This window comes from Agrobacterium sp. 22-221-1, assembly GCF_053522445.1.
The window spans coordinates 297726-317381 of the sequence record NZ_JBNWCL010000003.1; the positions used below are offsets into that span (position 1 = coordinate 297726).

The window sequence follows — 19656 nt, forward strand, 5'->3', positions numbered from 1 at the left end:
CAGACTTCAGACAATTTCGATTTGGCTTGGGATATGGACGATTTTTGGGTCTTTGGCTACGGTTCGTTGATGTGGAACCCCGGCTTCGCCTTTGAAGAGCGGCAGCAGGCGCGGCTGCACGGGTATCGGCGCTCGCTCTGCATCAGTTCCAACTTTTATAGAGGCACCGAAGAAAAGCCCGGTCTCGTTCTCGGTCTGGAGCGCGGCGGCTCCTGCCTTGGCGTCGCTTTCCGCGTGCGTGGGCAGGACCGCGACCCGGTCATGATCTATCTGCGCGAGCGCGAACTGGTGACGAATGTCTATAAGGAGCGGCTGGTTTCCATCGCACTTTCCGATGGCAGGCGCAGCAGCGCGGTGACCTATGTGGCCGATCCCGCCCATGAGCAATATATCGGCGGTCTCGGCGTTGCCGAATCGGCGACCATCGTTGCAGCCGCATCGGGCCGATCCGGGCCGAATACGGATTATGTCTTCAACACCGTGCAGCATCTGCAGGAGATGGGCATTCGCGATTCCCTGCTGGAGAGCATCGCCAAAAATGTCGGCACGCTCGCCGCTCAGCCGGCGGCGGTTTCCTTGCCCTGAAGTTCGGCGATCCGCTTCACAGCGGTCGGCGGCAGCGGCAAATGCGGGTTGTTGCGCACGGTTTCCAGCAGCAACTCGTCGCTCGCCTTTTCCGTTACATCGATCAGGCGCTTGAAGAACACGTCGGGGTCGAGCCCCGGTTCGATGGCCGGCAGGATACGCACCTTGAAATGGCCGGGATAACGCATGGTGGAACGGCGCGGCCAGAAGAGGCCGGGATGCATGGCGACGGGAATGACCGGAACCTGCAGATCGCGGTAAAGCCTTGCGATGCCGTAACGATATTCGGGTTCGGCGCCCGGCGGGCGGCGCGTGCCTTCGGGATAGATGATGAGCTCGCGACCGGCGGCCATTTCCTCTTTCGCCCGCTCCATCACCTTCAGCATCACCTTGCCGCGTGCGGCGCGGTTGACCGGGATCATGCGCTGTTTCATGGCGTACCAGCCGAACAGCGGAATCCATAAAAGCTCGCGCTTCAGAATATAGACCGGATCGGGAAGATTTGGCAGCAGCGCATAGGTGTCCCAGAAGGACTGGTGTTTGGGTGCGAAGATGCAGCCGGTTTCGGGGATGTTTTCCAGCCCCTCGATCTCGAAGGTGGTGCCGACGATGGTTTTCATCAGCCAGTGATTGGACCGCGCCCAGTTCTTCGGAATTTCGAAGGCGATCTTGCGCGGCAGAATGAAATAGATCGGCGTCAGCACGATCATGCGGACAATCAGGTTGAGATAAAACAGCGTATTGAAAAGAAAAGAGCGCAGCTTGAGCATCAACAGCCTTCCCGGAGCGCAGCCGTTCCGAAGCCTTGAACAGGCCTCGATGCCGGATGCCGATGCCAGACGCCTACACGAAAACAAGGGGCCGCAGCAAGCGCGTTCTCGCCGGTCAGGACGAAGCGGTTGTCGTCTTTATCCGGGAATGATCGGCGGCGGCCTTGCGCAGACCGTCGCCCTTGCCGAAGCCGGTGAGGTCGCGTCCCGCCGCCGCCACGAACTTCAGATATTCGTAAAGCATGGTTCTCACCACATCCGGCTCCACGAACCAGTTGGTGCGGGCGAGGTCGGCGCTGATGACGGGATAGGCGATGAATTGCGTCTGCGGGCTGGCGCTGCGCAATTCATGCAGGCTGCGATGCATATGATAATTATTGGTGACGACGACGATGGAGGAGTAATTGTGGTCGCGTATCCAGCTTGCCGCCTCATTGGCGTTGCCGATCGTGTCTATCGCCTTGTAGCCCATATCCACGCAGCAGGAAAACATGTCGGATGACCCTTGCGTCATCTTGCGGATCTGCGAGCGGGTGGTGGCCGGGTTGACGCCGGAAATCAGAAGCCGCTTGCCCACGCCGTCTCTCAGCAGGCCGACCGCCTGTTCGATGCGCTGATAACCGCCGGTAAGCACGATGATGGCATCGCCTCTTGCCCCCTCCGGCGGACGCATGGAGGCGACGGAATCGGCAAACCACAGAAAACCGCCGGAAAATGCGCCGAGCACGATGACGCAAAGCAGGATGAGGCCGCGAATAAAACGGCGCAGAGGACCGCGCCGCGACAACAGGCCCTTTCTGGCCGGTCGCGCTGTCGTCTGATCCTGGTCCATCCGACTCACAAACATTCCTCCTGAATACTCGCCGATTAAGGCAAGGAACAGGCATTTTTGTCCACCGTCTGCAGGTTACATCCGGCTTGTGACGGTTTCAGTCTTACCGCAGGATTCCGGGGGTGTTCTCACGATGCAAGGCCGTCGCTTTTCGATGGATCGGAGCGGACGCGGTCGATATCGTCGATGGTGCGGATGACGGTCACGCGCGCCGTGATTGTGGTCAAAAGCGCGATGATGATCATCGTCATGGCAATGCCGAAATAACCGCCGAGACCGACCGAAAACGAGCCGAAAAGCGCGCTCGCCTGATCGCTCTGCGGCGTGGCGACCGTGCTCGATTGCCAGAAACCGGCGACAAGGAAAACCGCCGCGGCCAGCGCGCTGCCCGCCGCCGCCCCCTTGAGGCTGATCTTCAGGAAGTGTTTCTGGAATTCGCGCGCCACAAAACTGCTTTCCGCGCCGACGAAATGCAGAACCTCGACGATATGCCGGTTGCCGGAAAGCGCGCCGCGCGTCGCGAACACCACCGTCAGCACCATGGCGGTGAAGACGAGGATAAGAACGCCGACCCCGATCATGACAGTGGTTCTGGCCATGGAGACCAGCCTGTCGACCCAGGTGCGGTGGTCGTCCAGAAATGCCTGCGGAATCTCGGCCTTCAGCATATCCCGCATCGCCTGGAAATCGGGCGGATTGTTTTCATCGATGGTGATGACGACGAGACGCGGCACCGGCAATTCGGAAAGATCGAGACCGCTGCCGAGCCAAGGCTCCAGCAGGCGCGATGTCGCCGCATCGTCGAGGATGGTGCCATCCCGCGTGCCGACGAAGGTGAGCGCCAGATTGCGCGCCTTGTTCAGCGCCGCATCCATGTCCAGCCCGTCCTCGGGCTTGATCTGGATGGTGATCTCGCGGGAAATCTGGCTCTGCCAGGTGGCGGCGGTGGCGCGCACCATGGAGACGGCGCCCAGCGTCAGGCAGGCGAGAAAGGCCATGATGGCGATGACCACCATCAGCGCATTGCCCTGAATATTGGATGGCGGCAGAATCGGCGCCATCGGGCGGATGCGCATGGGCGGGCGCTTCGGCTGCGCCGCTTCCGGCTTCAATTGTTTGCGGTTGATCTCATTCATAGATGTCGAGCCGCCCTTCGGTCAGGATCATCCGGCGCGCATCGATCTGGTCCATCAGGCCGAAATCATGGGTGGCGATGACGACGGCCGTGCCCAGCCGGTTGAGTTCCAGGAAAAGGTTGAGAAGGCGCTTGGCCATCGGCGGATCGACGTTGCCGGTCGGCTCGTCGGCCAGCAGGATTTCGGGTTGGTCCATCAGTGCGCGGGCAATGGCGGCGCGCTGCTTTTCCCCGCCCGAAAGGATGGCCGGCAACACATTGATGCGCTCGCCGAGCCCCACCCACTTCAAAAGCTCGATCACATCGTTGCGATAGGCGCTTTCTTCCTTGCCGCGCACGCGCAGCGGCAGGGCGACGTTTTCATAGGTCGTCAGATGATCGAGCAGCCGGAAATCCTGAAACACGATACCGACGCGGCGGCGCAGCATCGGCAGTTCACTGCGCGGAATGCGCGACACATCGCGGTTGAACATGCGGATATTGCCGCGCGTCGGCTGCAGCGACATCAAAAGCAGGCGGAGCAGCGTCGTCTTGCCGGCGCCCGACGGGCCGGTCAGAAACTGGAACGAACCCTTGGGGATATCGAAGGTCATGTCCCTCAGGATCTCGGGTCCCATGCCGTAACGCAACCCGACATTTTCGAAATGGATCAACGGACTTCCAGTCTCTTCGTTTCGTGGTGGTTCGCAAGCCGCTGGCGCGTGGGGTTCGGATGTCGGGGTTTAACCCGGATCCGGCAGCCTGTGCGAGCCGTTTTTGCGAAGCATTAACCAATTAAATTTAAAACTTGGCAGGATTCGTTGCAATGCCCAGTTTTGCGGGCCGGAAAACCTCACCCAAGGAATTCTATGGCTATGTTCCGTTCATCTCGCCGGCAAGCGGCATTCGATTTCGACCTCCTGATGCCGGAAACGCCGGTGCGCCGCACGGCGCGGGCGGCAAATCCCGACCGCGATGTGGTAGACGCGGAATTTGTCACCATCAAGGAAAACCGTTCGCGGCAACCCGGAAACGACAATCGTGGTGCTGCGCGCCGGCAGGCGGCAAAACCTCCCGTCACCATCGGTGCGCTCGGCCTCGCCTTCATCGGCTGGCTGGACCGCAGATTATCCCGTCTTTCGGCGGACGCCTATTCGGCGCTGGTGGCGGGGCTTGCGATTTTCGTCTTCGTCTGCTCGGGCGGTCTCTCGGTGGTCGTGCCGGAAAAGCCGACTGTTGCCGCTTCGGTGAATCCTCTCGCCATTTCCCATGTCACCGTGACCCCGATGGAGGCGGACGGCATGGATACTCTGCTCATCAACGGCATTGTCGAAAATAATGGCGGCAATCTCGAAGAGGTGCCGGCTCTCCGCGCCGATCTCTTCGCCGCCAAGGGACAACTGGTGGCCAGCATGGTCATCGAACCGCCGGTGAAGGAGATGCAGCCCGGTTTCAGCCACGGTTTTTCGGCAAAGTTGCGCCATCCCGGTGGAAAAACGCCCGAGATCAAGCTTTCCTTCGTTGAGGCGGGTGCGTCCGAACGCTGACTGTGCTAACGCGTGGTCTTCGTATTTTTACTGAAAGGTAAAATCGGCAAGGCGCAGCACAGGAGTAAGAATGCCCGTCGTCCGTGGAAAAAACATCGAGCCGCTTTATACCGCCGAGCAGATCGCCGAGCGCAATCGCGACATGGCCAAGCACATCGCCAGCGGCCCGACCAAGGATTTGCTGGTCATTGCCGTGCTCAAGGGATCGTTCATTTTCGCGGCCGATCTTATCCGCGCGCTGCATGACAGCGGCCTTGCCCCTGAAGTCGAGTTCATCACGCTGTCGAGCTATGGCACCGGCACGGTTTCGCAAGGCGTCAGGATCGTCAAGGATATCGACAGCGACGTGAAGGACCGCGATGTCCTCTTGATCGACGATATTCTCGAATCCGGCCGCACGCTGCGTTTTGCCAAGGAACTGCTTTACGAGCGTGGCGCCCGCAACGTCACCATCGCCGTGCTGCTCGACAAGAAGGTCAAGCGCAAGGAAGATCTGGAGGCCGATTATGTCGGTTTCGAGTGTCCCGATTATTTCGTCGTGGGTTACGGCATGGATGTCGCTTATGCCTTCCGCGAACTGCCCTTTGTCGGCGTCGTGACCGGCGACGCCTGAGCACTTTTGTCGTGCCGGAACGGCACAGCGCGGAGACGCCTCATTAACCATTCACCCAGCGAAGGGCTGGGTGTTTACCTCTTGAAAAGAGGAGCCTGCGATGTTGCTCACGGCTGGAAATGATGCCCAGGAGCAATGAGTAATGGCGAAGATTCTGATTACCGAAGACGAGGATGCATTGCGGGCTTTCGTCGCTCGCGCGCTGCGTCTCGACGGTCACGAGACCCATGAGGCGGCGGATGGCGAGCAGGGGCTGGAAAAGCTTCAGGAAACCAGTTTCGATCTTCTTCTCTCGGATATCCGCATGCCGGTCATGGATGGCATCGAGCTGGCGCACCGCGCCGCCGAACGCTTCCCGGCCATGCGCATTTTGCTGATGACGGGTTATGCCGAGCAGCGCGAACGGGCTGACGATCTTGCGGAGAAGATCGTGGACGTGGTTTCCAAACCCTTTGCGCTTCCGGATATTCGCAAGGCTGTGGCGCGGGCGCTTGCGGCCTGAGTGATAACGTTACACAGATTTGAGAAAGGCGGCCCCTTGGGTCGCCTTTTTTGTTGCGTAGTTGTCAACTCTCTCCTCCGTCATGCTTGGGCTTGTCCCGAGCATCTGCGACGTATCGGTTTCATGGGAGGTTGGCAGATCCTCGGCACAAGGCCGAGGATGACGTAGAGTGTTTGGCGATTGCCGAACACATTTCCCGCTGCCGGCTTTTCCGGAAAGCTGCGAGATTAAAGTGAAGGGCCGGCTCGCCGTGAATGGCTTCCGATCCTCACTGTATATCCAGCAACCGCTCCAGATAACGCCGCTCGATCTCACCGGGCGGATTGTTGCCGAGCTTCTCGCGGATCGCCTCGAGGATTTCGCGCGCGCGCTGCACGTCGATTTCATCGGGCACCTTCACCTGATCGCCGAAATCCGGGCCGGTGGTGCTGCGCGGACGGCCGAGCGGGTCGCGGCCGTTCTGGCCGCCCTGGCCTGCCATGCCTTCCTGACCCTGTCCCGGCTGCTGGCCCTGCTGGCGCATGGCCTGCATGATCTGGCCCATCATGTCCTGTGCGCCCTGGCGCAGCGCATTCAGCGCATTGCCCTGACCTTCGACGGCCTGCTCGCCCTGGCCCTTGCCCAGCGCCTCGCCGGCGCCTTGCATTTCCTGCTGCGCCTTGCCGAAGTTTTCGCCCGGTTCCATGCCGAGATCGCGCAGCCCCTGCTGCAATTCGCCGAGCTGCTTGCCGAGCGCATCCTGCTGCGTCCGCAGGTTTTTCAGCGCCTCGCGCAATTGTTCGGCGGTCATCTGGTCGCTTGGCTGCCCGCCCTGCTGTCCGTTCTCACCCTGTTGGCCCTGCTGCCCCTCTTGCGGCTGCTGGCCGTTTTCACCCATCTGCTGTTCGTCTTCACCGCCCTGCTGCGGGTCGCCGCGCTGCATGCGGTCGCGCAGCGCCTGATCCAGCTTGAAGGTCTCGTCCATCAACTTCTGCTGTTGCTGCAGGATTTCGCCCAGCTTGTCGATCTGCTGGCGCATCTTGCTGCTCTGCTGCTGCCCCTGCTGGCCCTGACGCTGCGGCCTGCCTGCCTGCAGATTGTTCATCATGCGCTGCAGCTGCGAGAGCATTTCCTGCGCCGCGTCGCGGTTGCCGGAGCGGGCGAGGTTTTCGATCTGGTTCATCATGTTTTCCAGATCGCGCTGACGCAGCACGTTCTGTGCCTGGCTGTTCATGTTGGCCTGCGGCGCATTCTGCATGCGCTGCGCAAGCTCGCTCATGAACTGCTGCATGGCTTCCCGCAGTTCCTGCATCAGCTTGGCAATTTCCTCATCGGACGCATTGCGCTGAAGCGCTTCGGAAAGCGCATTCTGCGCATCGCGCAGGCGTCTTTCGGCCTGCGAAAGATCGCCGTCCTCGATGCCGAGCGCGATTTCCCAGAGATAATCGGCCGTGTCCTTCAGCATCTCCTCATTATAGGCGAGCCGCATGCGGGTCTGCGCCGATTGCAGCAGGAGATAATGGGTGGTGTTGGGAATGGTCTCTTCCGGGCGCAGGCCCACCGCGTCGTTATAGGCGATCGCCTTCGGCATCTGGCGCGTGTCGAGCGAGAATATCTGCCGTTGCTCGGCAATGGAGGCGGCCAGCGGTTCGGAGAAATTACGGCCCGGCAGCACCATTTCATGCGCGGGGCTGCGGCCGGTCTGGCCGGCGCCGTCCGTCGCCACCAGCGTGATGCGCACGCGTTTTCCCGCCATCGGATGTTCGGTCAGGTTGTGGCTGGTGAGGCCCTTGATCTCGCGATTGTTCTGCCGCGGCAGATCGAGCTTGAATTCCGGCGGCGGATAAAGCGCGGTCGCACCTTCCGCAACGCCAATCGGCTCGATGATGGCGTGGGCTTCCTTCAGCCCATAATCGTCCTTGGCGGTAAAGCCCACTTCCAGCGCGCCATTGACGGCCCGGCGCGGCATGTTGTCGAAGGCGATGCTGGGCGGTTGGTCGGGGATGACGTTGAACACCCATTGTTCGCCATTGGCGGTAATCATGCCGCTTTCGGTAACATCCATGGCGAAAGTGCGCGGCGCGACGGGCTGATCCGCCGAACGAACCGGCGTTTGAACGGCGATATCGCCGCTTGCGCTATCGGCACGCGCCGCTTCCGGCGCAAGCTTTTGCAGCGCGCCTGCCATTTCAGGCTCGAAAGTCACTTCCTCGCCGCCATCGCCGCCGGTCATGCGGATCGTCAGCTTGGAGGATTGCGGCACGGAAACCGCGTCACGGTTGGTTGCGTCGCGTCCGGTCAGGAAAATCGGCGCGCGGCCGGTATAGGATGGCGGCGTGACCCAGGCATCGAGACGGATATCCGGATTGAGCGGACCGACAGCCGGCCGGCTGCGGAAGGCATCGGCAATCGTGCCCGCGCCGTTGGAATAGGAAAAACCGAAGGCGGCGGCGAGAAGAAGGGCCGGAACGGCGCGCAGCGCAAGGCGGTCATAACGGGCGATATCGGGTTTCGGCAGGCCGGCATTCAGCGCGGCGATGCGCTCCGCCATGCGGATCTGGTGTTCTTTCCACAGCGTTCGGGAAAAAGGCGTATCGAAGGCCGGTTCGTCCTCCTGCACGCCAACCGGCTGGTGCGCGAGACCGTTGCGGTCTTCAAGCAGGCGGGATGCATCGTGGTCCGTCGGCCATTTCTGCCGCACGATTGGCAGGAGAGTGGCGATGAAGGAGAAGACGAGCACGAAAACAACGCCGAGCCGCAGGAAATCCGGCATCTGCCGGTAGAGGCCGAACCATGCAAGCGCCAGAAACACGGCGGCGATGGAGAGCGGCCAGAGCGTTTTCGGCGCAATTTTCTCCGAAAGCAGCACAATTTTCGCGAAGAAGCGCTTGGCGGCAACCCGGCGGGCAAGGTCCGGCCGCTGCGCGAATGCGCCGGTCGGGCGCTTTCTGCCTGTCCTGTCCTCTCCGGCTGTGGTCATCAATCCGTTCTCCCGGTTCTGGCCACGTCGAACGCCATTCCCGGAACGGCGAGCTGTTTCATGTCACGGAGCAAGGATAACATTCTTTGTGGCGAAGACGAGGGCGCCCAAGCCCTCACCCCCATTTTTTAGGCAGCTTCGCTTGATTGTGATCGGCCAACCGGTGATGCAGGCGAGATCAATCGAGCCAGGCGGGCACGGAATCGAGCGCGATCAACTCTTCATAGGTGCCGCGCGGGCGAATGACGTGGAACTTGTCATCCTTCACCAGCACTTCCGGCACCAGCAGGCGCGAGTTGTAGGTGCCGGCCTGCACCGCGCCATAAGCACCGGCGGAACTGACGGCGATCAGATCGCCCGGCTGCGGCGCAGCCATCTCGCGGTCGAGCGCCAGATAGTCGCCGGTCTCGCAAACGGGGCCGACGATATCGGCCTTGATGCGCGGCGTGTTCTCTGCCGGCTGCACCACCGGGCGGATGCCGTGATAGGCCTCATAAAGCGTCGGGCGGATGAGGTCGTTCATCGCGCCGTCGACGATAACGAAGGTCTTTTCGCCGCCGTCCTTCACATAGATCACTTCGGTCACCAGAATGCCGGCATTGCCGACGATCAGGCGGCCCGGCTCGGTGACGATCTTGCAGTTGAGGCTCTTCAGCTCGTTCTTGACGATATGGGCATAGGCATCCGGCAGCGGCGGCGGATTGTTGTCATCGCGATAGGGGATGCCGAGACCGCCGCCAATATCGACGTGGCTGATCGTGTGGCCGTCGCCGCGCAGCGCCTCGACAAGTTCGCGCAGCAGCCGGAAGGCATCCTCGAAAGGCTGCAATTCGGTGATCTGGCTGCCGATATGCATATCGATGCCGGTGACTTCGATGCCGGGCAGGGTGGCGGCATGGGCATAGACCGCGCGGGCGCGCTCATAGGAAATGCCGAACTTGTTTTCTTTCTTGCCGGTGGAAATCTTGGCGTGGGTGCGCGCATCCACATCCGGATTGATGCGGAAGGAGACATGCGCCCGCTTGCCCACTTTCACGGCGCGCAGGTTGAGGACTTCCAGTTCCGGCTCGGATTCGATGTTGAAACAGTAGATGCCGGCTTCCAGCGCGTAATCCATTTCCGCAACCGTCTTGCCGACGCCGGAAAACATGATGCGGCTTGCCGGAACGCCGGCTGCAAGCGCACGGCGCAATTCGCCGCCCGAGACGACGTCGATGCCCGCACCGAGCTTTGCCAGCGTCTTCAAAACCGCCTGGTTGGAATTGGCCTTCATGGCGTAACAGACCATAGCGTCCACATCCGCAAAGGCGCCGGAAAACACCTTGTAGTGGCGTTCCAGCGTCGCGGTCGAATAGACGTAGAAAGGCGTGCCGACCGCCTTGGCGATCTCAGGCACGGGCACGTTTTCGGCGTGCAGCACGCCGTCGATATAGCCGAAATGGTTCACAGGCTTTTATCCGTCAGAGAAGCTTGTCGAGAATGAACGGCCGTTCCGCCGTCGCCGGCTTTGTCTCCGTTCCGTCGGCATTGCGCTTGTTGCGCATTTCGACCGGCGTGCTCGGCGGGTCGATGTCGCCCTTACGCCCACAGGCGCTGAGAACAAGGCTGACGGCGAGCGTCATGCCGATGGGAACGATAAGTTTGCGCGCGGTTTTTGAAAGCATGGGCCTGTCCAAAGGAAATATGTGCCTCTCTGATAACGAAAAACAGGGCGCTTGTGCACCCTGTTTCTTGTGATCGCAGCGTAACGCGATTTTATCAGTTGCGTCCGCGCCACCAGGCGATCTGCTTCTTCACTTCGGAAGGGGCCGTGCCGCCGAAGCTGGTACGGCTGGCGACCGATGCCTCGACGGAAAGAACGTCGAAAACACCCTTGGTGATGCCGGGGTAGATGGCCTGCAATTCCTCAAGCGAAAGATCGGCAAGATCGCAGCCCTTCTTTTCCGCCAGCGCCACGGCATTGCCGGTCACATGATGGGCATCGCGGAAGGGCAGGCCCGCTTCGCGCACCAGCCAATCGGCAAGATCGGTGGCGGTGGAATAGCCTGAACCGGCGGCGGCGCGCATGCGGTCCTTGCGCACTTCAAGGTCGCGGATCATGCCGGTCATGGCGGCAATCGCCAGTTCCAGGCTCTCGGCGGCATCGAAAACCTGTTCCTTGTCTTCCTGCATGTCCTTGGAATAGGCGAGCGGCAGGCCCTTCATGACCGTCAGAAGAGCGATCAGCGAGCCGTTGATGCGGCCGGTCTTGGCGCGCACCAGCTCGGCGGCGTCCGGGTTCTTCTTCTGCGGCATGATCGAGGAGCCGGTGGAAAAGGCATCCGACAGGCGTATGAAACCGAATTGCGGCGTCGACCAGATGACGATTTCTTCCGCGAGGCGCGACAGATGCGTGGCGCAGATGGAAGCGATAGACAGGAATTCCAGCGCGAAATCGCGGTCGGAGACGGTGTCGATGGAATTGCGGGTCGGCTCGCGGAAGCCGAGTGCCTTCGCCGTCATATGACGGTCGATGGGGTAGCCAGTGCCGGCGAGTGCGGCCGCGCCGATCGGGCTTTCGTCCATGTGCTCGATGGCGTGACGCACGCGGGCGCGGTCACGGCCGAACATTTCCACATAGGCCATGCAATGATGGCCGAAGGTGACGGGCTGGGCGGTTTGCAGATGGGTGAAGCCCGGCATGACCGTATCGGCATTTTCTTCGGCGCGGTCGAGGAAGGCGGCGATGAGGGCGGTCAACATGCCCTCCGTCTTTTGCAATTCTTCCTTGACCCACAGGCGAAAATCGAGCGCCACCTGGTCGTTGCGCGAGCGGGCGGTGTGCAGGCGGCCGGCGGCGGGGCCGATCAGCGTTGCAAGCCGCGCTTCGATGTTCATGTGAATGTCTTCGAGCTTGCGCGAGAATTCGAAGCTGCCGGATTCGATCTCTGACAGGATCGTGTTCAGGCCATCGGTGATCTTGTCTTTATCTTCCGGCGAAATAATGCCTTTAGATGCCAGCATGGCGGCATGCGCCATAGAGCCGCGGATATCCTGGGCGTAAAGCTTCTTGTCGAAGCCGATGGAGGCATTTATCTCTTCCATGATGGCAGATGGCCCGGAAGCGAAACGCCCGCCCCACATCTGGTTGGAGGATTTCTGATCTGTGCCGTCAGCCATGTTCGCAGTGCCCTGGAGTATTCGATGACAGAAAAAAGGCCGTTCAGGCTTCCTTCCGCCAAGTTGGTTGCAATTGCTGCCGTAGCCGGTGTCTTAAGCGGCGCGGGCGCGGTCTGGTTCAGGCATATTGGGTCTGAGAGCCCGGTTCAAGGGGCAGCGGTGACTGACGCCGGTTTATGTGAGGGGGCGGCGAAGCGCATCGCCTCGCTGAAGCCGTTTCTGAAGGGGCAGGTGGCGGCCATGTCGGCCACGGACAAGCCGCGCATCATTCCTCTCTCCTTCAAGGGGCCGGAGGCGCAGGACATGACGCTTGCCGATCTCAAGGGCAAGGCGGTTCTGCTCAACCTCTGGGCCACATGGTGCGTGCCCTGCCGCGAAGAGATGCCGGCGCTGAACGCGCTTGAAAAGGAAAAGGGCGGTAACGCTTTCGAGGTCGTGGCCGTCAATATCGATACCGGCGCGGATGAAAAACCGAAAGCCTTCATGGAAGAATACAAGATCGATGCCCTGAAGCACTACCGCGACAGTTCCATGGGCGTCTTCAACGTGCTGAAAAAGGAAGGCCTCGCCTTCGGCCTGCCGGCAACCCTGCTGCTGGACGAAAACGGCTGCCTGCTTGCGGCCATGAACGGCCCGGCGGCGTGGGACAGCGGGGATGCCAAGGCGCTGGTGACCGCTGCCACCGGAAAATAATGCCGGCGGCTGGACATTGAGGGCTGTGAGCCGCAACCGCCTGCAAAGCCGACCTTTCCAGCGGACGGGCCGGTGCAGACAAGCCCGTACCCGCCTCGTATAATGATCTTGGCTTCCGCCATGAATGGGTGCCGATATGGAGTTGCTTATTCCCCGGCTTGGTCTTGCCCTCGCTATCGGCCTGCTTGTCGGTCTTGAGCGCGGCTGGCGGGAGCGCGATGCGCCGGCGGGCAGCCGCACCGCCGGGATCAGGACCTATGGCATTGCCGGCCTGCTGGGTGGCGTCTTCGGCGTATTGGCCGCCGAGCAGAACAGCGCCTTCGCCTTCGCGGCGGGTTTTCTGGGGTTCGCATTCAGTTTTTCATGGTTCAAGCTGCGCGAGGCGCGCCATGACAATGATTTCAGTGTCACCGGCGTGGTTGCGGCGCTCTGCGTCTTTGCCCTCGGCGGGCTTGCGGTAACGGCGCAATATCAGGCGGCGGCGGCCGGTGGTGCTGCGCTTGCGGCATTGCTCGCTGGCAGGGAGGTTCTCCACCGCCTGCTGAAACGGCTGACATGGATCGAACTGCGCTCCGCGCTGGTGCTTGCCGTGATGACCGCCGTTGGCCTGTCGATCCTTCCGAACCGGACGATCGATCCGTGGGGCGGCTTCAACCCTTGGGAAATATGGTTGTTCACCGTGATCAGCGCCACGATTTCCTATTGCGGTTATATTGCCGTGCGCCTCCTCGGCTCAACCCGTGGCCTGCTGGTGACCGGGCTGGCGGGCGCCCTCGTTTCATCGACCGCCGTAACCGCCAGTTTCGGGCAGAAGGCGAAAAGCGGTGAAAACGTGTGGCCTCTGGCCGGTGTGGCGGCGCTGGCCGCGGCGGTATCGCTGCTCCGGGTTCTCGTTATCGTTCTTGCCCTTTCGCTGACGACATTTTCCCTTATCGCACCGGCCGTACTGGCCGCTGCACTGGTTCTCGGGTTGAGCGGCGCCGGCCTGATAAGGCTGCAGGATATGCAGCCCGGGCAGGAAATCGACGCAAAGAACCCGTTCGAACTGGTGCCGCTTGCCATCTTCGCCACGCTCTTTGCCGCGACGAGAACGCTGAATGCTGTTCTTCTCGTCTGGATCGGCGCGGGCGGCTTCATCGCCCTCACGGCCTTGTCGGCCATATTCGATGCCGATGTCGCGGTTCTCAGTGCGTTGCGAACCAGCGCACAGAATCTGTCGCCGGATATCGTGGCGAGCGCGATCCTCGCTGCACTCGCCGCCAACGCGGTAGGGCGCGTATTCGTCGCCGCCGTTTCCGGAACGCTCGTTTATTGCGGGTTGCTCACGGCCGCATCCGTCGCCGCCGCCGGCGTCGGAGCGATCATTTATCTGGTCATTGCCTGAGGATTCAGGTGAAGGGGTTCAGCGCGTTGGAACCGGCGTCTCGCCGCGATAGTCGTAGAAGCCGCGACCGGATTTGCGGCCGAGCCAGCCGGCCTCGACATATTTGACCAGCAGCGGGCAGGGGCGGTATTTGCTGTCGGAGAGGCCGTCATGCAGCACCTGCATGATCGACAAACAGGTGTCGAGACCGATGAAATCGGCAAGCTGCAGCGGTCCCATCGGGTGGTTGGCGCCGAGCCGCATGGCGGTGTCGATAGCTTCCACCGAGCCGACGCCTTCATAAAGCGTATAGATCGCCTCGTTGATCATCGGCAGCAGGATGCGGTTGACGATGAAGGCCGGGAAATCCTCGGCGACGGTGATCGCCTTTTCCAGCGTCCGCACATAGTCCTTGGCCGCGTCGAAGGTCTTTTCATTGGTGGCGATGCCGCGCACCAGTTCCACCAGCTTCATCACCGGAACCGGATTCATGAAGTGGATGCCCATGAACTGTTCGGGACGGTCGGTGGCGGATGCAAGCCGGGTGATGGAGAGCGACGAGGTATTGGTGGCGAGCAGCGCCTCGGGCTTCAGGATCGGGCAGACCTGCGCATAAATCTTGCGCTTGATTTCCTCGTTTTCCGTCGCGGCCTCGATGACGAGATCCATGGCCGCCAGATCGTTGATGTCGGTCGAACCGCTGATGAGCGCCAGCGCCTGCTTGCGGGCGTCGTCGGAAAGCTTGCCGTTGGTGACCTGGCGGGCGAGATTGCCGTTGATCGTGGCAAGACCGGCCTCGATGCCTTCCTTGGAAAGATCGTAAATGTGGACCTTGTAGCCGGCAATGGCGGAGACATGCGCAATGCCGCATCCCATTTGACCGGCTCCAATGACACCGATGTTCTTAAAGGGGGCGGTCATAGGCTGGTCTCCTCTCAGGGATTTTGTCTGCGTTATTGCCGGCGATGTTACGCATATCGCCGAAAAAGAGAAGGCGGCGCGTTTAAAAAACGCGCCGCCTCCAATTTATGCTTAAACTACAGCGCCTTCTCGAGTTCGGGCAGCGCCTCGAACAGGTCTGCGACCAGGCCGTAGTCGGCCACCTGGAAGATCGGCGCTTCCTCGTCCTTGTTGATGGCGACGATGACCTTCGAATCCTTCATGCCGGCCAGGTGCTGGATTGCACCCGAGATGCCGGCGGCGATGTAAAGCTGCGGCGCAACCACCTTGCCGGTCTGGCCCACCTGCCAGTCGTTCGGTGCATAACCGGCATCGACAGCCGCACGGCTGGCGCCGACGGCGGCACCCAGCTTGTCGGCGACGGGAAGGATGACTTGCCTGAACTTCTCCGACGAACCGAGCGCACGGCCACCCGAGATGATGATCTTGGCCGATGTCAGTTCCGGACGGTCGGACGACGCCAGTGCATCGGAGACGAAGCTGGAAAGGCCGGGGTTTGCGGCCGCACCGATGGTTTCAACTGCTGCCGAACCGCCTTCGGCCGCCGCCGCAAAGGCGGTCGGACGCACGGTGATGACCTTCTTCGCATCGGTCGCCTGCACCGTCTGGATGGCGTTGCCGGCATAGATCGGCCGCTTGAAGGTGTCAGGGCTGACGACCTCGATGATTTCCGAGACCTGCGCCACATCGAGAAGCGCCGCAACGCGCGGCGTCACGTTCTTGGCCGAGGCGGTCGCCGGCGCGATGATGACGTCATAGGAAGGGGCGAGCGAAACGATCAGCGCCGCCAGCGGTTCTGCCAGGGCATTGGCATAGGAGGCGTCGTCGGCGAGCAGCACCTTGGATACGCCGGAGAGTTTCGCGGCAGCGTCAGCGGCACCCTTGGCGCCGGAACCGGCGACCAGCACATGGACGTCGCTTCCCGTCCCCTTGGCAATCTGCGTTGCCGCCGTCAGCGTCTTTGCCGTCAGGTCGGAAAGGGTTGCGTTGTCGTGTTCTGCCAGAAGAAGAATGGCCATGAGAATATCTCCCTTTTCCGAAACCTTAGAGGACGCCGTCGGCTTTGAGCTTTTCGACCAGTTCGGCAACCGAGCCGACCTTGATGCCGGCCTTGCGGCCTGCCGGCTCTTCGGTCTTCAGCACCTTCAGGCGCGGCGAAACGTCGACGCCGAAATCGGCCGGCGACTTTTTGTCGAGCGGCTTCTTCTTCGCCTTCATGATGTTCGGCAGCGATGCATAACGCGGCTCATTGAGACGAAGATCGGTGGTGACGACGGCGGGAAGCTTCAGCTCCACCGTCTGCAGACCGCCATCGACTTCACGGGTGACTGCGACCTTGCCGTCGGACGGTACGACCTTGGAGGCGAAGGTGCCCTGGCCCCAGCCAAGCAATGCTGCCAGCATCTGGCCGGTCTGGTTCGAATCGTCATCGATCGCCTGCTTGCCGACGATCACGAGGCCGGGCTGCTCAGCCTCGGCAACGCCCTTCAGAAGCTTGGCGACGGCGAGCGGCTCGACCGTCTCGTCGGTCTCGATCAGAATGGCGCGGTCGGCGCCCATGGCGAGCGCGGTGCGCAGCGTTTCTTCCGCCTTGGCCGGGCCGATGGAGACGACCACAACCTCTTCGGCCTTGCCGGCTTCCTTCAGGCGCAGCGCCTCTTCCACCGAGATTTCGTCGAACGGGTTCATCGACATCTTCACATTCGCAAGCTCAACGCCTGAACCATCCGATTTTACGCGGATCTTAACGTTGTAATCGACGACTCGTTTGACGGGGACAAGGATCTTCATCGGCGGCTTTCCTCAAACTCCTGTCCGCTTTGGCCAGTTGACCGCGCGGACCTCCAAAAACAGGTTGGCGACATGGATAAGCATTTTTCCCGCAATTACAACGGAGCAATCTTCATTATCACATGCACGTAAGGCATATCTTACGTTGACGTTCACGTAAATACTCTATCTCTTTCGCAAGAGCTCATCTGCTCCCGTCATAGCCCCGTTCGATTTGCGACAACCCCGCCGTTTGCGACGGATTCTTGAACTGTGCCGCCCTCGGCGGAACAATGGTGCGATCAAACAGGGGAACGCCCCGCCTGCGCATGAAGATCACCATGATTGCGCCCGCCATGATGCCACCCACATGCGCGCCCCAGGAAACGTTTTCCTCGAACCCGAGCGCCAGCATCAGGAACTGCTGGCCGATCCACAGCGCCAGCGGAATGAAGGCGGGCAAAGGAAGCGGAATGCGCATGAGAACCAGCACCCAGACGCGCACCCTGGGATGCAGCAGGAAATAGGCCGCGACGACGCCGGAGACCGCACCCGAAGCGCCGATCAGCGGCCCCTCCGAGGTGGGGGCGACGAAACCGTGAAACAGCGCGCCGGCGATGGCGCAGGCGATGTAGAAAATCAGGAAACGGAAATGGCCGAGCGCATCCTCGACATTGTCGCCGAAGACCCAGAGAAACAGCATATTGCCGGCCAGATGCCAGAAATCGAGATGCAGGAAAGCATAGGTGACGACGGTCAGGTCATCGGGCACGACCTGCAGGGCGGGTTCCAGATAGGCGTAGTCGAACACCACTGCCGGAATGAAACCGAGGCCGAGCGCTGCGGCATTGGCTTGTGTGTCGCTGGCCAGCACCCCGGTAAACAGCCAGACCAGCACATTGACCACGATCAGGCCGATGGTGACATATTGCAGCCGGATATGTTTGAGGGAATTCGCATCGTGCAGCGGTATGAACATCGAACGCCCTTTGGTTGCGTCATTGAAACGCTTTAGCGGTTCTTGCCGGGAACCCACAATATATCGGGCTGGCCGGCATCATTGGCGAAGCGGGCGGCGACGAACAGGAAGTCGGACAGGCGGTTGGCATATTTCAGCGCCGCCGGGCTGACGATCTCATTCTCAGTGACGGAGAGTTCCACCATCAGTCTTTCCGCGCGCCGGCAGACGGTGCGCGCCATATGCAGACTGGCCGCCGCAGCGCTGCCGCCCGGCAACACGAAGGAGGTCAGTGGTTCAAGGGCGGCATTGAGATCGTCGATTTCGTTTTCCAGCCGCGTGACCTGGCTTTCGACGATGCGCAGCGGCTCATAGGAAAGCGGTTCGCCGCTATCCGGCGTGGCGAGATCGGCGCCGAGATCGAAAAGATCGTTCTGGATGCGGAAAAGCATGGCATCCAGCTTTTCCATCCCGCCCGTATGAAGCCGCGCGACGCCGATGGCCGAATTGGTCTCGTCCACCGTGCCATAGGCCTCGACACGAAGATCGTGCTTCAGGCGGCGCGGGCCGGAAACCAGCGCCGTGGTGCCCTTGTCGCCGGTACGGGTGTAGATCTTGTTCAGCTTCACCATGTCAGCGGCCACCGCCGGTGAGCCAGAGGGTGAACATGATCAGCACAATCGCCACAGCCTGCAAAAGCAGGCGAAGCTGCATCAGCTTGTTGGAGCGGTTGGCGTCCTGTCCCTTCAGCATGTTGAAGAGGCCGCGTATCAGCACGATGACGACGAGGCCCATGACGATAAGGGCCAGAACGGTGGTGAAGCCGGACATGCGGTATTACTCCTCCTCAATCGAATCTGCGCAGCAGACGATAGAAAAGTCCGGCAGGCAAGAGCCGTTTCAGCACAAGCCCCTGTTTGGCCGGCACGGTAACGGGATAATGCGGTTTCGGCCTTTTGGCCGTCAGGGCATGTTTCAACACGGCATAAACGGCGTCCGGACCAAGCTTGTGGCGGTTGACGGGGCCGGAACCATCCATGCGCGCCAACTGGCGTTTATATTCCGCCGCATGGGCGGAATTTTCGAGATCGATGTGGTCGTTGATATGGGCAAGTGCCGTCGCGGTGAATTTGGAGGTGATCGGCCCCGGTTCGATCAGGCTGACATGGATGCCGCTGCCCTGAAGCTCCATGCGCAGCGTGACGCCCAGCCCCTCGAGGGCGAATTTCGAGGCGGTGTAAGCGCCGCGATAACGATAAGGCACAAGGCCGAGGATGGAGGAGCAATGCACGATGCGCCCCGCACCCCGGGCGCGCATGAAGGGAATGACCCGCCGCGTCAGATCGTGCCAGCCGAAGACATTGGTTTCGAACTGTGCCCGCAGCGCCTCGACGGGCAAATCCTCCACCGCGCCCGGCTGGCCATAGGCGCCGTTGTTGAAAAGCGCATCGATGCGGCCGCCCGTCCGGGCGGCGACAGTGTCCACCAGCGCGGCGATGGTTTCCGGCTTGGTGTAATCCATGATCAGGGTCTCGATGCCCTGGTTTTCAAGCGCCGCCATGTCGGCGATGCGCCGCACGGTGGCGAAAACCCGCCAGCCGTCCCGGTGGAGCGCGCCGGCGCAATGGGCGCCGATGCCCGAGGAGCATCCGGTGATGATGATGACGGGTTTTTCAGACATTTGCCGCTCCGGGAAACTGACTGTTGCTCTGGCCCGATTGCCCGGCCCGTTAAAATCCGATCGCGCGAAATCCGTGCCCTTCTGGAACCGAAAGGCCAGCTTGCGCGCTGTACAAAGCGAAGCTGATTTCCCATATTCGGCTCGAAGTTA

Annotated in this window: 21 protein-coding genes; 6 read left to right on the top strand and 15 right to left on the bottom strand. The window is 61.2% G+C overall.

Features of this window, described 5'->3' with window-relative positions; all coding sequences use genetic code 11:
- Positions 1-33: 33 nt before the first annotated feature.
- Complete coding sequence (locus ACQZ5N_RS07085; protein ID WP_269831158.1) at positions 34-585, top strand: gamma-glutamylcyclotransferase; 552 nt, start codon at positions 34-36, stop codon at positions 583-585.
- On the opposite strand, the gene ACQZ5N_RS07090 is transcribed toward ACQZ5N_RS07085, so the two are convergent.
- The 4 genes from ACQZ5N_RS07090 to ftsE all read right to left on the bottom strand — a co-directional run bounded on the left by ACQZ5N_RS07090 (position 558) and on the right by ftsE (position 3975).
- Entirely contained in the window at positions 558-1355 is a 798-nt protein-coding gene (locus ACQZ5N_RS07090) for a lysophospholipid acyltransferase family protein (protein WP_448732506.1), read from the bottom strand. The genes ACQZ5N_RS07085 and ACQZ5N_RS07090 overlap by 28 nt on opposite strands.
- 115 nt (positions 1356-1470) lie before the next feature.
- Positions 1471-2187, bottom strand: a complete 717-nt coding sequence (locus tag ACQZ5N_RS07095; RefSeq protein ID WP_059755508.1) for a YdcF family protein — start codon at positions 2185-2187, stop codon at positions 1471-1473.
- Positions 2188-2315: 128 nt separating this feature from the next.
- Positions 2316-3323, bottom strand: coding sequence for a cell division protein FtsX (locus tag ACQZ5N_RS07100; RefSeq protein WP_065657057.1), 1008 nt, complete (start codon positions 3321-3323; stop codon positions 2316-2318).
- A complete protein-coding gene (gene ftsE, locus ACQZ5N_RS07105; RefSeq protein ID WP_003497447.1) occupies positions 3316-3975 on the bottom strand; it encodes a cell division ATP-binding protein FtsE in 660 nt (219 codons plus the stop codon). Before ftsE ends, ACQZ5N_RS07100 begins: the two co-directional genes overlap by 8 nt.
- Positions 3976-4176: 201 nt before the next feature.
- On the opposite strand from ftsE, the gene ACQZ5N_RS07110 reads away from it, so the two are divergent.
- From ACQZ5N_RS07110 to ACQZ5N_RS07120, 3 genes are all read left to right on the top strand, one after another.
- Entirely contained in the window at positions 4177-4848 is a 672-nt protein-coding gene (locus tag ACQZ5N_RS07110) for a hypothetical protein (RefSeq protein ID WP_448732507.1), read from the top strand.
- Between the two features lie 70 nt (positions 4849-4918).
- Positions 4919-5461 carry a hypoxanthine phosphoribosyltransferase gene (gene hpt / locus ACQZ5N_RS07115; RefSeq protein ID WP_004445644.1) on the top strand — a complete coding sequence of 181 codons (543 nt, stop codon included), beginning with the start codon at positions 4919-4921 and terminating at the stop codon, positions 5459-5461.
- A gap of 142 nt (positions 5462-5603) precedes the next feature.
- Complete coding sequence (locus ACQZ5N_RS07120; protein WP_003497441.1) at positions 5604-5963, top strand: response regulator; 360 nt, start codon at positions 5604-5606, stop codon at positions 5961-5963.
- 268 nt (positions 5964-6231) lie between these two features.
- On the opposite strand, the gene ACQZ5N_RS07125 is transcribed toward ACQZ5N_RS07120, so the two are convergent.
- The 4 genes from ACQZ5N_RS07125 to argH all read right to left on the bottom strand — a co-directional run bounded on the left by ACQZ5N_RS07125 (position 6232) and on the right by argH (position 12081).
- Positions 6232-8922, bottom strand: a complete 2691-nt coding sequence (locus tag ACQZ5N_RS07125) for a TIGR02302 family protein (protein ID WP_448732508.1) — start codon at positions 8920-8922, stop codon at positions 6232-6234.
- A gap of 178 nt (positions 8923-9100) precedes the next feature.
- The gene (gene lysA / locus ACQZ5N_RS07130; protein WP_448732509.1) at positions 9101-10369 is read right to left on the bottom strand and encodes a diaminopimelate decarboxylase; all 1269 of its coding nucleotides are present in this window, start codon (positions 10367-10369) and stop codon (positions 9101-9103) included.
- A 13-nt stretch (positions 10370-10382) separates the two neighbouring features.
- Entirely contained in the window at positions 10383-10586 is a 204-nt protein-coding gene (lptM, locus tag ACQZ5N_RS07135; RefSeq protein ID WP_003497438.1) for an LPS translocon maturation chaperone LptM, read from the bottom strand.
- 94 nt (positions 10587-10680) lie between these two features.
- Complete coding sequence (argH, locus tag ACQZ5N_RS07140) at positions 10681-12081, bottom strand: argininosuccinate lyase (RefSeq protein ID WP_448732510.1); 1401 nt, start codon at positions 12079-12081, stop codon at positions 10681-10683.
- Positions 12082-12105: 24 nt separating this feature from the next.
- Between argH and tlpA the strand changes: the two genes are divergently transcribed.
- Together tlpA and ACQZ5N_RS07150 are read left to right on the top strand one after the other, a co-directional pair.
- On the top strand, positions 12106-12774 hold the full coding sequence (gene tlpA, locus ACQZ5N_RS07145) for a thiol:disulfide interchange protein TlpA (RefSeq protein ID WP_448732511.1): 669 nt from the start codon (positions 12106-12108) through the stop codon (positions 12772-12774).
- A gap of 136 nt (positions 12775-12910) precedes the next feature.
- Positions 12911-14158: an MgtC/SapB family protein gene (locus tag ACQZ5N_RS07150; protein ID WP_448732512.1), complete on the top strand. Its 1248-nt coding sequence runs from the start codon at positions 12911-12913 to the stop codon at positions 14156-14158.
- Between the two features lie 18 nt (positions 14159-14176).
- Here ACQZ5N_RS07150 and ACQZ5N_RS07155 read toward each other — a convergent pair whose 3' ends face one another.
- The 7 genes from ACQZ5N_RS07155 to ACQZ5N_RS07185 all read right to left on the bottom strand — a co-directional run bounded on the left by ACQZ5N_RS07155 (position 14177) and on the right by ACQZ5N_RS07185 (position 19506).
- Positions 14177-15058 carry a 3-hydroxybutyryl-CoA dehydrogenase gene (locus tag ACQZ5N_RS07155; protein ID WP_003523331.1) on the bottom strand — a complete coding sequence of 294 codons (882 nt, stop codon included), beginning with the start codon at positions 15056-15058 and terminating at the stop codon, positions 14177-14179.
- 116 nt (positions 15059-15174) lie between these two features.
- Positions 15175-16116, bottom strand: coding sequence for an electron transfer flavoprotein subunit alpha/FixB family protein (locus tag ACQZ5N_RS07160; protein WP_304983710.1), 942 nt, complete (start codon positions 16114-16116; stop codon positions 15175-15177).
- Positions 16117-16141: 25 nt separating this feature from the next.
- On the bottom strand, positions 16142-16888 hold the full coding sequence (locus ACQZ5N_RS07165; RefSeq protein WP_020012152.1) for an electron transfer flavoprotein subunit beta/FixA family protein: 747 nt from the start codon (positions 16886-16888) through the stop codon (positions 16142-16144).
- Between the two features lie 184 nt (positions 16889-17072).
- Positions 17073-17846, bottom strand: a complete 774-nt coding sequence (locus ACQZ5N_RS07170) for a rhomboid family intramembrane serine protease (protein WP_448732513.1) — start codon at positions 17844-17846, stop codon at positions 17073-17075.
- Positions 17847-17878: 32 nt separating this feature from the next.
- On the bottom strand, positions 17879-18457 hold the full coding sequence (locus ACQZ5N_RS07175) for a cob(I)yrinic acid a,c-diamide adenosyltransferase (protein WP_448732514.1): 579 nt from the start codon (positions 18455-18457) through the stop codon (positions 17879-17881).
- A gap of 1 nt (position 18458) precedes the next feature.
- Complete coding sequence (locus tag ACQZ5N_RS07180; RefSeq protein WP_003520830.1) at positions 18459-18656, bottom strand: twin transmembrane helix small protein; 198 nt, start codon at positions 18654-18656, stop codon at positions 18459-18461.
- Between the two features lie 16 nt (positions 18657-18672).
- Positions 18673-19506 (bottom strand): SDR family oxidoreductase, encoded by an 834-nt coding sequence (locus ACQZ5N_RS07185; RefSeq protein ID WP_448732515.1) that lies wholly within the window; start codon positions 19504-19506, stop codon positions 18673-18675.
- Positions 19507-19656: the final 150 nt, after the last annotated feature.